12 protein-coding genes are annotated in these 13975 nt (G+C 71.4%); 3 read left to right on the top strand and 9 right to left on the bottom strand.

Annotated features, from left to right (window positions below):
* Window positions 1–5: 5 nt before the first annotated feature.
* Together ACWIHY_RS19330 and ACWIHY_RS19325 are read right to left on the bottom strand one after the other, a co-directional pair.
* On the bottom strand, window positions 6–1673 hold the full coding sequence (locus ACWIHY_RS19330) for a glycoside hydrolase family 13 protein (protein WP_454376848.1): 1668 nt from the start codon (window positions 1671–1673) through the stop codon (window positions 6–8).
* A gap of 195 nt (window positions 1674–1868) precedes the next feature.
* Complete coding sequence (locus ACWIHY_RS19325; RefSeq protein ID WP_454376847.1) at window positions 1869–3146, bottom strand: ABC transporter substrate-binding protein; 1278 nt, start codon at window positions 3144–3146, stop codon at window positions 1869–1871.
* Between the two features lie 195 nt (window positions 3147–3341).
* Here ACWIHY_RS19325 and ACWIHY_RS19320 point away from each other — a divergent pair, with 195 nt between their 5' ends.
* From ACWIHY_RS19320 to ACWIHY_RS19310, 3 genes are read left to right on the top strand one after another with little or no spacing between them, the layout of a single operon-like run.
* Complete coding sequence (locus tag ACWIHY_RS19320; protein ID WP_454376846.1) at window positions 3342–3848, top strand: PadR family transcriptional regulator; 507 nt, start codon at window positions 3342–3344, stop codon at window positions 3846–3848.
* Window positions 3845–4633, top strand: coding sequence for an ABC transporter ATP-binding protein (locus ACWIHY_RS19315; RefSeq protein ID WP_454376845.1), 789 nt, complete (start codon window positions 3845–3847; stop codon window positions 4631–4633). The genes ACWIHY_RS19320 and ACWIHY_RS19315 overlap by 4 nt, the downstream gene beginning before the upstream one ends.
* Window positions 4634–4638: 5 nt before the next feature.
* Window positions 4639–6954: an FtsX-like permease family protein gene (locus ACWIHY_RS19310; protein WP_454376844.1), complete on the top strand. Its 2316-nt coding sequence runs from the start codon at window positions 4639–4641 to the stop codon at window positions 6952–6954.
* 162 nt (window positions 6955–7116) lie between these two features.
* Here the strand turns inward: ACWIHY_RS19310 and ACWIHY_RS19305 are convergent, their stop codons facing one another.
* From ACWIHY_RS19305 to tpiA, 7 genes are all read right to left on the bottom strand, one after another.
* Entirely contained in the window at window positions 7117–8667 is a 1551-nt protein-coding gene (locus ACWIHY_RS19305) for a PH domain-containing protein (protein ID WP_454376843.1), read from the bottom strand.
* Window positions 8664–9161 carry a PH domain-containing protein gene (locus tag ACWIHY_RS19300; protein ID WP_454376842.1) on the bottom strand — a complete coding sequence of 166 codons (498 nt, stop codon included), beginning with the start codon at window positions 9159–9161 and terminating at the stop codon, window positions 8664–8666. Before ACWIHY_RS19300 ends, ACWIHY_RS19305 begins: the two co-directional genes overlap by 4 nt.
* 23 nt (window positions 9162–9184) lie before the next feature.
* Window positions 9185–10861: a glucose-6-phosphate isomerase gene (gene pgi, locus ACWIHY_RS19295; protein ID WP_454376841.1), complete on the bottom strand. Its 1677-nt coding sequence runs from the start codon at window positions 10859–10861 to the stop codon at window positions 9185–9187.
* 58 nt (window positions 10862–10919) lie between these two features.
* The gene (locus tag ACWIHY_RS19290; RefSeq protein WP_454376840.1) at window positions 10920–12152 is read right to left on the bottom strand and encodes an MFS transporter; all 1233 of its coding nucleotides are present in this window, start codon (window positions 12150–12152) and stop codon (window positions 10920–10922) included.
* Between the two features lie 138 nt (window positions 12153–12290).
* Complete coding sequence (locus tag ACWIHY_RS19285) at window positions 12291–12626, bottom strand: RNA polymerase-binding protein RbpA (RefSeq protein ID WP_073790820.1); 336 nt, start codon at window positions 12624–12626, stop codon at window positions 12291–12293.
* Between the two features lie 204 nt (window positions 12627–12830).
* Window positions 12831–13061, bottom strand: coding sequence for a preprotein translocase subunit SecG (gene secG / locus ACWIHY_RS19280; RefSeq protein WP_454376839.1), 231 nt, complete (start codon window positions 13059–13061; stop codon window positions 12831–12833).
* 122 nt (window positions 13062–13183) lie between these two features.
* On the bottom strand, window positions 13184–13972 hold the full coding sequence (gene tpiA, locus ACWIHY_RS19275) for a triose-phosphate isomerase (RefSeq protein ID WP_454376838.1): 789 nt from the start codon (window positions 13970–13972) through the stop codon (window positions 13184–13186).
* Window positions 13973–13975: the final 3 nt, after the last annotated feature.

Raw genomic sequence — 13975 nt, 5'->3', positions numbered from 1 at the left:
AGGGGTCACAGGGTGGTGCTGTCGCTGATCCACCAGGCGGCGGTGGAGCCGGGCAGGACCCCGTTGACGCAGGGGCCGCTGGCCAGGAGCGGGGTGCCGGCGACCGGGGCGGGTACGGGGCCGGTGCCGAAGTTGACCGCGCACACCAGGCCGTCGCCCCTGACGAAGGCGAGCACCTGGGGCGGGCTCTCCAGCCAGCGCAGGCCGCCCTCGCCCAACTGCGGCAGCCCGCGCCGCAGTTGCAGTCCGTCGCGGTAGAGGTGCCAGAACGACCGGGTGTCGGCCAGCGCCCGGTCCGTGGCGTGCTCGGCGAACCACTCCGGCTGCGGCAGCCAGGGCCTGGCTCCCTCCGCGCCCGAGGTGAAGCCGAACGGGGAGGCGTGCCCGGACCACGGGAGCGGGACCCGGCATCCGTCACGGATGCGCTTGCGGCTGCCCGTACGGCGGAATATGGGGTCGGTGAGGACATCGTCGGGCAGGTCCACGACCTCGGGCAGCCCCAGCTCCTCGCCCTGGTAGATGTACGCCGATCCGGGCAGCGCCATCATCAACAGCGCGGCGGCCCGGGCGCGCGCCGAGCCGAGGCCGCTGCCATCGGCGGCGGACTCGCCGTAGCGGGTGACGGTGCGTACCTGGTCGTGGTTGTTGAGGACCCAGGTGACGGTGGAACCGGTGCCGGCGATGTCCTGCATCGCGCCGGAGATGATCTTCTGGAACGCGTCGGCGTCCCAGGGGGCGCCGAGCAGGTCGAAGAAGAACGCCTGGTGCAGCTCGTCGGGGCGTACGTACAGCGCGTGTTCGCGCGGCGTGGGCACGGAGACCTCGCCCACCAGCAGCCGGTCCCTGCCGTCCTTCGCCGCGTACTCCTCGCAGAGCCCGCGCCAGTGGCGCCACACGTCGTGCACCTCGGGCTGGTTCCACGCGAGCGGGTTGACGGAGTCACGGGTCCGCTCGTCGGCCTCGGGGTCCGGGGAGTCGGGGAGGTCGGGGTGCTTGAAGAGCCCCGCCGCCACGTCGATGCGGAAGCCGTCGACACCCCGGTCCAGCCAGAAGCGCAGTACGTGCTCGAAGTGGGCGCCGACCTCGGGGTTGCGCCAGTTCAGGTCGGGCTGCTCGGGGGTGAACATGTGGAGGTACCACTGGCCGGGCGTGCCGTCCTCCTCCGTGATCCGCGACCAGGCGGGGCCCCCGAACATCGCGCGCCAGTTGTTGGGCGGCTCGTCGCCGTCCGCTCCCCTGCCGTCGGCGAAGTGGAAGCGGGCGCGGGCCGCGCTGCCGGGGGCGGCGGCCAGTGCCTCGCGGAACCAGACGTGCTCGCTGGAGCAGTGGTTGGGGACGATGTCCAGCAGGACCTTGACGCCGAGCCGCCGGGCGGCGGTCACCAGCAGGTCGAACTCGGCGAGGTCTCCGAAGACCGGGTCGACGTCGCAGTAGTCGGCGACGTCGTAGCCGTGGTCGTGCTGCGGCGAGGGGTAGAACGGGCTCAGCCAGATGCCGTCGACGCCGAGCTTCTTGAGGTACGGCAGCCCCGCCCGTACGCCGGCCAGGTCACCGATGCCGTCGCCGGTGCTGTCCAGGAAGCTGCGGACATACACCTGGTAGATCACCGCATCCCGCCACCAGTGGTGCGCGATGCGAAGGGGGAGGCCGTTGTCGGCCGGGGCAGTGAGCATCACCCGTTGACCTGTTCCTACTTGTGCGTGCGGGAGCGCCCAGAGCGGCCTCCCGTTATGGATGCATGTTAAGTAGGTGTGACGAGAGAGTGTCAACGATGAGACAGAAAGCTGCCCGGAGTTGTACGTTTATGTCCAAGAAATCGAGACGGCTCAGATACCTAACATGTAACTAGATGAGTGGTGGAAGGGCTCTCAGCCTCGGCGGGCCACGGCCCGCAGCTCCCGCGCCAGCCGGTCCACGGCCTGCTCCGGGGTCTGGCGCAGCGCCAAGGCGTCGTACGCCACCGCCTGCACCGCCAGGCTCACCTGGTCGTAGCGCGGGCTCTTGGGCCGGGGTTCGGCCGCGAGCACGCTCCGGCGCAGCGTCGGCAGGTACGGGTACGCGCGGACGAGCTGCGGATCGGCGTACAGGGCGGCCCGTACCGGCGGCAGCGAGCCCTCGGTGAGCACCTTGCGCTGCACGGGTTCGCTGGTCAGGTACGCCATGAGCGCGGCGGCCGACTCCTGGTGCCGGGAGTGGGCGTTGACCGCGAGATTGGAGCCGCCCAGCACGCTCGCACCCGGGCCGTCGGGCCCCGGCAGCGGCGTCACGCCGAACTTCCCGGCGACGTCGGAGTCCTTGCCGCCGGCCGCGGAGTGGACGTACGGCCAGTTGCGCAGGAAGAGGAGCCGGCCGTCCTGGAAGGCCTGCCGCGACTCCTCCTCCTTGAAGCGCAGCGACTCCTGCGGAATCCAGCCGTCCCGCACTCCCCGGGCGAGGAAGCCCAGCCCGGCACGGGCGGCGGCCGAGTCCACGGTGACCCGCTCGCCCTCGTCACGCAGGAACGATCCGCCTGCCGAATGCACCGCCTCGGTGACATTGACGGCAAGCCCCTCGTACGGCAGGAACTGCCCGGCGTACCCGCCGATTCCGTACTTCGGGGCGATCGCCCGCGCCTGCCGCTCCAGATCCGCCCAGGTGCGCGGCGGCCGTTCGCCCTCGCGCCGCAGGAGGTCCTTGCGGTAGTAGAGCAGCCCGGCATTCGTGACATAAGGGACGGCATACAGCCGCCCGTCGAAGGTCGCCGTGTCCACCACCGGGGGCAGGAAGGTGTCGAGCGGGAAACGGTCGCGCTCGACCGGGGCGATCCAGCCCGCGGCCGCGAACTCCGAGGTCCAGGCGACGTCGATGTTGAGCACGTCGAACCGGCCGCTGCCGGCGCGCAGTTCGGTGATCATCTGCGCCCGCGTCTCGTCGGCCGAGTCCGGCAACTCGACGAGGGTGACCTTTTCGTCCGGATGCGTACGGTTCCATCCGTCCAGCAGCGGACCGAGGTAGCCGGTGAGATCGCCGGCCGTGGCCAGCGTCATGGGCCCGCGTCCGTCCCGGTCTCCCGGCGGCCCTTCGGCGCGCGCGCCGCCACCCGCGTAACCGGCCGTGATCACGGCGACGGCCAGAAGACCCCTACCGGCGGCTCGTATCCACCGCATAGGTTCGCTCCTTGTGCACCGGCGTCATTCGTCCTCGAGTGGCGTCAGGGGCCATGTATACCCGTTAGGCATGGGCGATACTAGAGCCCGACGCATCACACCAGGGCGATACGGGCCACACTCCGACGGCGGTCGGGCCCGGCCCACGACGAGCAGGTACGCGAGACGTACGGAACGGGGAGGAGGAGAGCACGCGTGCGCCTGCCCCTTCTCGCCCTCCTCGCCCGGGGGCCCGCCCACGGATACGAGCTGAAGCAGGGGCTTGAGCAACTGCTGGGTGCCGCGTACCCTCAGCCGAACGTCGGCCAGATCTATGTGACTCTCGGCCGGCTCGAGAAGTCCGGCCTGATCGAGGGCGAGGAAATCGCCCAGTCGAACCGGCCCAACAAGAAGATCTACCGGCTGACCGATGCCGGGCGGGAAGCTCTGCATGTCTGGTTCGAGGACCCGACCGACGAGCCGCGCGTACGGGACGAGTTCTTCATGAAGCTCGCCCTCGCACCGGCGTCCGGCATGGCCGACCAGATCACTCTGATCAACAAACAGCGGCGTCAGTACCTCAACACCCTGCGGGATCTGTCGAAACTCGCCGCGGCCGAAGACCGGGACAACCGGATCTCCCAGTTGCTGATCGAGGGCGCGATGCTGCACCTGCAGGCCGACCTCGACTGGCTGGAACGCTGTCAGGAGGAGCTGGAATGAGCGACGAAGCACTTCCCGTCGCGGCTTCCGGCACGCCCTCCGGCACGCCCCCCGTCGTGCCTCCCCTGCTGCGCGCCGAAGGACTCGTCAAGACCTACCGCGGCGAAGGCGCCCACGCCGTGCGCGGCGTCGATCTCACGATCCGCCCCGGCGAGTTCGTCGCGGTCACCGGCCCGTCGGGCGCGGGGAAGTCCACCCTGCTGCATCTGCTCGGAGGACTCCAGCGACCGGACAGCGGCAGCATCTGGCTGGACGGCGCGCGCGTCGACTCCTGCAGCGAGGCTCGCTGGGCCGTACTGCGCCGCCGCCGTATCGGCGTGGTCTTCCAGTTCTTCAACCTCGTGTCGAACCTGACGGTCGCCGACAACATCGAGCTGCCGGCGCTGCTCGCCGGGAGCAACGCGCGTCAGGCCCGTACCGAGCGCGAGAAGCTGCTGACCGAGCTGGGCCTCGAAGGCAAGGAGCGCAGCCTGCCGGGCGAGCTGTCCGGCGGCGAACAGCAGCGCGTGGCCCTGGCGCGCGCCCTGGTCAACCACCCCGGTCTGCTGCTGGCCGACGAGCCCACCGGCAGTCTGGACAGCAAGGGCACGCGCGAGGTGATGCGGCTGCTGTCCCGCTTCCACCAGCGCGGCCAGGCCATCCTGCTGGTCACCCACGACCACCGGCTGGCCAGCGCGGCGGACCGGGTCATCAGCTTCTTCGACGGACGCGTGGCCGACGACGCCGCACTCGGCTCCGGGACCACCGGCCGCGGCGTTTCGAGCGTCCTCGAGCTGAAGGACTGACAGCGGTGCGGGCCACCCTGCGCTGGGCTCACGCGGATCTGCGCACGCACCGCGGCGAGGCGCTCTTCATCGTTCTCGCAACCGCCGGGATCATGGTCTCGCTGCTGCTGGCCGGCGCGCTCCTCAGTTACGCCGCCAACCCCTGGCAGCGGGTGTTCAACGAGTCCCGCGGCGCGCATGTGTGGATCCACACCAGTCCGTCCGCCGAAACGGCGGGACTGGCCCGGCTCGACGGTGTCGAGGCGCTCTCCGGTCCGTACCGGACAGCCCGTACGACCGTACGGTCGCAGGGCGCCGAGGCCGCCGTCGAACTGCGCGGCGCCGCCCCGGACCGCTCGGAGACGGGCCGCCCCCTGATCACGGCCGGGCGCTGGCTCGACGCGGGCGCGGCCGGCGGCATCGTGCTGGAGAGCAGCCTGGCGCGCGCCCTGTGGGCGGGACCCGGGGACAGCCTGTCGGTGCCCGGCGCCGACGGGGCGTCCGTACGTCGGCTCACCGTCCTCGGCGTGGCCGACAGCGCCGAGTCGCCGTACCGGCCGGGAGACCGGCCCGGCACCGGCTGGGTGCTGCCCGGCGAACCCGCGCTCACCGGCGCGCCGGACGAGCGCACCGGGCAGGTCGTCGGCGTGCGGCTCGATCACCCCGCCGACACGGACTTCGCCGTACAGCGGGCGGTCACCTCACTCGGCGCCGACGAGGTCACCGAGGTGTCGAACTGGCATCAGGCCCGCGCCGAGGCACAGAGCGACAGCCGGCTGCTCGGCCTGCTCCTGGGCGTCTTCGGGCTGGGCGCCCTGCTGGCGGCCGCGCTGGCGGTCACCGGCGCGATCAGCACCAGGGTGCGCGGCCATCTGCGGGACATCGCCGTCCTGAAGGCCATCGGCTTCACTCCCGGGCAGGTGGTACGCGTCTTCCTGGCCCAGCACCTCGCGTTCGCGGTGTGCGGTGTCGTTCTGGGAACGGCGCTCGTGGAGACGCTGGGCGCCCGGACACCGGGTCGGATCGGCGAAGCGGTCGGGGTGTGGCAGGACCTCCCGGGCCACACCGCCGTACTGGTCGCCCTGCCCCTCTCCACCGTCCTTTTCATCGGTGCGGCCACCGGGCTCGCCGCGTGGCGGGCGGGGCGCGTACCGCCCGTACCGGCGCTGCGGGCCGCCGCTCCCCTGGGGGGCCGGATGCCGGCGGTGGCGCGGGGCGCGCTCGGGCTGAGGGTCGCGCCCGCGCTGGTGCTCGGCTGGCACAACGCGTTCGGCCGCCGGGCCCGCTCACTGTCCTCCATCGCCCGGCTGGCCCTGCCGGTCCTGCTGATCACGGTCGCGCTGGGCGCCTGGTCCACGCTGGACAGCTTCCAGAACCGGGCGGGGCCCAGCGGTCCGGCCGGGGAGCTGACCGCTCGGGCCGCGGACGGCCTGAAGGACCGCGAGGTACGGACCGTGTTGGACGCGCACCCGCAGGTGGCCGCCGTCCACCCGGGCGTGGAGGTCGCGGCGCTCGTTCCCGGCCAGACGGGCACGATAGCCCTGCGCGGCCTCGGCGCCCGGGAGCACCCGTACCCCTTCGCACCGGCCGAGGGCCGCGCGCCGCAAGGACCCGACGAGGCGGTGGCGGGCCAGGGGCTGCTCGATCATCTGGACATCGAGGTCGGCGACTGGGTGCGGATGACGGTCGGCGGCCGTCCGCAGATACTGCACATCGTCGGGCGCGTGATCGAGCCGGAGAACGCGGGCCGCGTCGTCACCACCGACCTGGACACGCTCCGCGAGCGCGATCCGATCCTGGAACCGGCCTTCTATCAGCTGCGCCTGCGCCCGGACGCCCATGCCGGCTCGGTGGGCACCGAACTGGCGGCCGCCCTCGACGGCCGGCTGGAGGTCGGCAGAGCCACGGGCCCGGCCGACGGACTGGCGCCCGCCCGCGGGCTGGTCATGGGCCTGGTCGCGGTACTGGCTCTGATCGGCCTGACGGAACTGCTGACCATGATCGGTGCGAGCGTGCGCGAGCGCGAGCGGGATCTGCTCGCGCTGAAGGCGATGGGCCTGACCCCGCGCCAGGTCACGTCGGTGATCGTGACGTCCGCAGCCCTCACGGCACTGGCCGCCGCGACAGCGGGTACGGCGCTGGGCGTAGTGGTCGGCGGCAGCCTGATCGACGCGCAGGGCCGGTCGAGCGGCATCGGCGCGGGCATCGCCCAGGCCCCACACGCGCTCGTCCTGCTGGGAGTCGTGGCGGCCGCGGTCCTGGGAGCGGTCGCAGCCTCCGCCCTGCCCGCCACCCGGGCAACGCACCGCCGCCCGACAGACACGCTGAGCACGGCAGCCTGAACAGCAGCCGCCCAGCATCCCCTCTGCCTCGACGTACCGAGCCCACCCACCAAACCCGTCCGGCGTCTGCGGACCGTGGTCCGGGGCAGCGCCCCGGTCCGAGAAGGGGCGGGGGGAAGGCCCCGCGCAGCGGCACCCCGCGAGCACCGCACCCGCGCCCCGCTACTCCCCCCGCTCAAGAAACGGCGCCAGCAACCCCGGCACCGCCTCCTCCGCGAAGCCCAGCCCCTCGCTCTCGGCAGCGTCGTACACCGAGTAGGCGCCTTCCCCGGCCGCAGTGGTCGCGGTGAGGGTGACCAGCCCGGCCCGGCGCTGGAACACGGACTGCTTGACCGTCCACCCGATCACCCCGCCGCGCTGCAACGCCACCGTCGTACGCCGCACCGTCCCCGACCGCGCCACCAGATAGTCACCGCACACCCCGTGCCCCAGACTCCGGTACGCGTCCCGCCCCAAGCCCAACGCCACCGGCAGCAGCACCACCCCGCACACCCCGGCGACGTACAGCAGAACGTCGGTCAGCAGCGCCCCGAGGAAAGCGAGGACGAGCACCGTGAGCAACACCGCCCCCACCGCCCACCGAAGCCGCCGTGCGCGGGCGGCCGGCGGATGCGTCGTGAGGCGGGCCGTACTTGTCGGCGAGGCGGCCTCGCGCAGAACGTAGGCCGCCACCTCCTCCGCCGTGGCCCGGGGCGCGACCGGAAGCAGTGTCTTGTGATCGGCGTGCCGGCTGTCCTCGTCCGATGCCAGTCCGGTGGCGACCGCGTCCAACCGCGCCGCTCCCAGCGTCCGTACGCCGAGCGGCTCGACCAGCTCCACACCGCGCAGCCTGCGCTCCTCGATGGAGATCGACCGCGTGGTGAACAGGCCACGGCGGACCCGCAGCGTGCCCCCCGGCTCCCGCTCCAGCCGGTAGTTCCACCACATCTCGACCCACAGGCCGAGCGCCCCCACCACGCCCGCCGCGCACGCCCCCACGACGAGCACCACGACGGTCCACAGGACCGGCGTGTCCCGGAACCGGTCCCGCACCCAGGCGATCAACTCCCCCTGCACACCGAACCATTCACTGACCTGCATCAGTCCGCCCGCCGCCGCCCCACCGAGCGCCGGGGCGACGAAGGACACCGGCGCGTACCGGATCCAGGCGGGGTCCAGGACCGCCAGTTCGCCCTCGTGCCGGCTGCCGGGCCCTGCGGTGACCGGTCCGCGGTCCAGCAGTTCCCGGCGCAGCCGTTCGCCCTCTTCGCGCGTGACGGGGTCGAGTTCGAGGGTGGACTCGCCGCCACCGGTGTTCTCGCCCGTACCTATGCGGACCTTCACCAGCCCGAGGACCCGCAGCAGCACGCTCGCCGTCAGGTCGACGCTGCGGATGCGCTCGCGTGCCAGTGAGCGGCGCTTGACCAGCAGCAGGCCCGTGTGGAGTTCGGCGCGGTCGGCGCCTATGCGGTAGCGCGTCCTGCGCCACCGCACGTAGTCGAACGCCGTGCCGCCCGCGACCAGCAGCACGGCCGCGGACAGCACCCAGGCGAACGCCTGCCCCACCGGCCGGCCGCCCGCGAGCCCGATGAAGGCGGGCGCCCCCGCGCCCGCCGCGATGCCCGCCATGACCAGCGCGGCGACCAGGACGGTGCGCGGGGCGAGCCGCAGCCAGCCGTCGTCTCCCGCGGGCGGTCCGCCCTCGTCCCCCGAGCCGCTCCCCAGGGCACTCACGTCGCGTCCCCGGGCGTGTCCCGCGTGATCCGGGTCAGCCGCTCGGCGAGCTCCGAGGCGAGTTCGTGGTCGAGCCCCTCGATCTTCACCGCGCCCTTGGAGGACGCGGTGGTGACGATGACCGTGGCGAGCCGGTACGCCTGCTCCAGCGGCCCTCGTACGGTGTCCACGGTCTGGATCCTCGACATCGGAGCGATCCGCCACTCCTGCCGGAAGAAGCCGGTACGGACGTACACCGCGTCGTCCGTGACCTCCCAGCGGTGCACCCGGAACCACCACAGGGGCAGGAACACCGTGACGGCCGCGCCGGACACCGCGACCACGGCCGAGGCGGCCAGCAGCCACGGCCGTGCGGGCGCGAGGAGCGCGCCCAGCACGGCCAGTACGGCCACCGGCACCACGGTCAGCAGCAGGCACTGGCTCCGCCACCAGCCGATGACCCGCCGGTCGAGCGTGTTGTTCGGCGGCCTGAGCCGCACGGTCCCCCCGGTCATCGGCCTGCCTCCCCGTCCGGCGGTCAGCGACCGCGCAGCGTGCGGTACCTGGCGGCGAGTGCCGCCGTCGAGCTGTCCAGCTGCTCGCCGCCCCCCGCCGCGGTAGCGGCTGATGTCACCGTCCCGGTCAGCACCGGCTCGATCTTCTTCGCGAGCACCTTGCCGAGCTCGACGCCCCACTGGTCGAACGAGTCAATGTTCCAGACGGCTCCCTGGACGAACACCTTGTGCTCGTACAGCGCGATCAGCTGCCCCAGCACCGACGGCGTCAACTCGTCCGCGAGGATCGTCGTCGTCGGGTGGTTGCCGCGGAACGTCTTGTGCGGCACCAGCTCCTCGGCGACCCCTTCCGCCCGCACTTCGTCGGGCGTCTTGCCGAAGGCAAGCGCCTGCGTCTGGGCGAAGAAGTTCGCCATGAGCAGGTCGTGCTGGGCCTTCAGACCCGGCAGGAGGTCGGCGACCGGCCTGGCGAAGCCGATGAAGTCCGCCGGGATCATCTTGGTGCCCTGGTGCAGCAACTGGTAGTACGCGTGCTGCCCGTTGGTGCCCGGCGTGCCCCACACCACGGGCCCCGTCTGCCAGTCGACCGGGTTGCCCTCGCGGTCCACGGACTTGCCGTTGGACTCCATGTCCAGCTGCTGGAGGTACGCCGTGAACTTCGACAAGTAGTGGCTGTACGGGAGGACCGCGTGCGCCTGCGCGTCGAAGAACGCCCCGTACCAGAGGCCCAGGAGTCCGAGCAGCAGCGGCGCGTTCTCCTCGGCGGGCGCGGTGCGGAAGTGCTCGTCGACGAGGTGGAAGCCGTCGAGCATCTCGCGGAAGCGGTCCGGACCGATGGCGATCGTCAGAGACAGACCGATGGCCGAGTCCATCGAGTATCGCCCGCCGACCCAGTCCCAGAACTCGAACATGTTGGCCGTGTCGATGCCGAAGCCGGCGACCTTCTCCGCGTTGGTGGACAGTGCCACGAAGTGCTTCGCGACGGCGTCGCTGTCCGCCCGCAGGTTCGTCAGCAGCCAGTCGCGCGCCGATGTGGCGTTGGTGATGGTCTCGATCGTGGTGAAGGTCTTGGACGCGATGATGAACAGCGTCTCGGCCGCGTCCAGGTCCCGTACGGCCTCGTGCAGATCGGCGCCGTCGACGTTCGACACGAAACGGACCGTGAGGTCGCGGTCGGTGAAGGAGCGCAGCGCCTCGTACGCCATGGCGGGCCCGAGGTCCGAGCCTCCGATGCCGACGTTGACGATGTTCTTGATGCGCTTGCCGGTGTGGCCGGTCCACTCCCCGGACCTGATCCGGTCGGCGAACGCGGCCATCTTGTCGAGCACCTCGTGCACGGCCGGGACGATGTTCTCTCCGTCGACCTCGACCACGGCGTCACGCGGGGCGCGCAGTGCGGTGTGCAGCACCGCGCGGTCCTCGGTGGTGTTGATCTTCTCGCCGCGGAACATCGCGTCCCGCAGCTCCGCGACCCCGGCGGCACCGGCCAGTTCGCGCAGCAGCCCCAGTGTCTCGTCCGTCACCAGGTGCTTGGAGTAGTCGAGATGGAGGTCGCCCACCTCGAGCGTGTACCCGGTGCCTCGCTCCGGATCGGCGGCGAACAGTTCTCGCAGATGCGTCCGGCCGAGCTGCTCGCGGTGCTTCGCGAGAGCGGCCCACTCGGGCGTCTGGTTGAGCCTGGTACGGCTTTCTGCGTTCATCCGGACATCAGTCCACTTCTTCTCGTACCTGCGTGCAATGCCCCCTGGCAGCTCCAACCTAATTGATCAGAGCGGCCAGCGATGCTATGGCCGCCGCGAAGAGCGCCGCCGCCAGCAGGGCCGGTGTGTTCAGTCCCCAGGTCGCCGCTGCCGCGCCGCCCAGCAGCGCGCCGAGCGGTGCGCCGGCGGTCGCGAGCGTACGGAAGGCCGAACCGATCCTTCCCCGCATGGCTTCGGGGCTGCGCTCCTGCATCAGCGTCACCTGATGGGTGTTCCACACCAGCCCCATGAGTCCGAACAGCGCCATCGCCATGACGGTTACCCACAACTCCCGGACCAGTCCCATCGCCGTCAGGCAGCCGATCTGCACGACTCCGGCGGCGAACACACTGTTCACCCGGCCGATCCGCGCGGAGAGCCGGCCGGCCAGCAGCCCGCCCGCCACACTGCCCACGCCGTACGCCGTGATGGCCGCCGCGTAACCGCCCTGCCCGCCGTCGAGCCAGCCGGTGACATGGAGAACCAGGGTGGCGATGAGCGCGGCCATGCCGATGTTGCACAGCGTGGTGGCGACGCAGAGCCCACGCAGTACGCGGTCCCGCCACAGCGCCCGCAGCCCCTGCGCGATGTCGCCGCGCAGCGTGCTGCCGGCTGGTCTCGGCGGCCGCGGGGTGGCCTCGACCCGCAGGGAGGCGATCAGCACCGCTCCGAGGGCGTACGTCGCGGCGTCCGCGGCGTACGGCACGGCCGCTCCCGCCAGCAGCAGCAGCGGCACCAGCGGGGCGGCCAGGAAGCCGCCCGCGATCTGCTGCCCGGTCAGCAGCCGGGCGTTGGCACTGCCCAGCGCGGCCTTGGGCACTACCGAGGGCAGCAGGGCCGTAGCCGCGTTGTCGAAGAGTGTCTGGAGCGTGGTGAGCGCGAAGGCGAGGGCGATGAGCAGCGCCATCGAGGCGTGACCGAGGGCGACCGCCATCGCGAAGGCGGCCATCAGGGCGGCCCGCACCAGATCCACGGCCCACATCGCCCGCCGCTGGTCCACCCGGTCGGCGATCGCCCCTCCCAGCAGCCCGAACAGCAGCCACGGCAGATAGCCGCACGCCGTCACCAGCGCCACCAACACGGGGTCGGACGTCAGCGAGGCGGCCAGCAGCGGCATCGCGGCCGTGCGCAGCGAGTCGCCGAACTTCGAGACGACAGCCGCCGTCCACAGCCGGCCGAACCCCCCGCGCCAGGCCGGAGTCCGTACCTCCGTCGCAGCTGGTTTCGCCGCCGCGGCCTCGCTCGTCGTCACAACTCCCCCTTCCGGTCCTGTGTTTCAAGAACCGTAGAGGGCACCACTGACAATCTGCCCGGGGGTGCCGGTGAAAGGGGAAGGCCGGCGAAAGGGGTCCGGCCGGACACCCGAAGGCGTCCGGCCGGACCGCAATTCCTAGATTTCGCCCCGCAGTTTCGCGAGCGCCTCGGCGAGAATCGCCTCGCCGTCCGCGTCGCTGCGCCGTTCCCGTACGTACGCCAGGTGCGTTTTGTACGGTTCGGTGCGCGGCGGAGCCGGCGGATTGTCCCGGTCCTGTCCGGCCGGGAACCCGCAGCGCGGGCAGTCCCAGTTGTCCGGGACCTGAGCGTCACTGGCGAAGCTCGGCTGCGTCTCGTGCCCGTTCGAGCACCAGAAGGAGATGCGGAGACGGGGCGCGGACTCGCCGCGCTCAGCCTCACCCATCGGCCCCGCTCCGACCCGGCTTCCCCGGATCGCGTTGCCACTTGCCACGGTCGTAACTCCCTGCGTGATGGTGCTGCACTGCATCAATCAGCGGCTACCGCCGCGGAGTCGTCGAACAGCTCAGCTGCGAGCGCCCCAGTCTACGGAGGGCCCAACGCGCGTCCAGTGGCCGGAGTTGCACCCCCGCCCCGCGAACGCGAGCCGCCGGGCTCCATGATAGGCCGCGTACCCGCCTCAGTACCGGACGACGGGTCAGCTGTCCAGCTTCATCAGCAACGCAAGAACGACAATGCAGGCAAACCACAACAGACCGATTACCACCGTGATGCGGTCGAGGTTGCGCTCGGCGACCGAGGACCCACCGACGGAGGACTGCATGCCGCCACCGAACATGTCGGAGAGACCGCCGCCCTTCCCCTTGTGCATCAGAACCAGCAGCATCAGCAGCAGGCTGAAGACGATCAGGGCGATCGAGAACCCCATAACCACGGCTGGACCAACTTCCTCGGACTTCGGACTTCGGAGACGGACAACGGGGGCCGGACGGCTGCTGCGCAGCCACCACGGCCCCCGCCAGGGTACGACGGATCGGCCCTACGGCCTACTCACTGGTCGCGGAACCGGACGATCTTGACGAACTCGTCTGCGTCCAGCGCCGCGCCGCCCACCAGGGCACCGTCGACATCCGGCTGCGCCATGATCGCGGCGACGTTCCCGGACTTGACCGAGCCGCCGTACTGGATGCGGACCTTGTCGGCCAGCTCCTGCGAGTACAGCTCCGCGAGACGCCCGCGGATCGCCCCGCAGACCTCCTGCGCGTCCTCGGGGGTGGCGACCTCGCCGGTGCCGATGGCCCACACCGGCTCGTACGCGATCACGATGGACTCGGCCTGCTCGGCCGGGACGTCCTTCAGGCCGCCGTCGAGCTGCGCGAGCGTGTGGGCGACCTGGTTGCCCGCCTTGCGGATCTCCAGGCCCTCGCCTACGCACAGGATCGGGGTCAGGCCGTGCTCGTACGCGGCCTTCACCTTGGCGTTGCAGAGCTCGTCGCTCTCGTTGTGGTACTGCCGGCGCTCGGAGTGTCCGACGGCGACGTACGTGCACTTGAGCTTGGCGAGCATCGCGCCGGAGATCTCACCGGTGTACGCGCCGGAGTCGTGCGCCGAGATGTCCTGGGCGCCGTACTTGATCTTGAGCTTGTCGCCGTCCACCAGCGTCTGCACGGACCGCAGGTCCGTGAACGGGGGCAGGACCGCGACCTCGACGAAGTCGTAGTCCTTGTCGGCGAGAGCGAAGGAGAGCTTCTGGACGTGCGCGATGGCCTCGAGGTGGTTGAGGTTCATCTTCCAGTTGCCCGCCATCAGCGGGGTGCGCTCTTGGGTGGGAGCAGTCATTGA

Source organism: Streptomyces sp. NPDC055287 (genome assembly GCF_053646035.1).
This window is presented reverse-complemented; position numbering and strand designations above follow the sequence as displayed.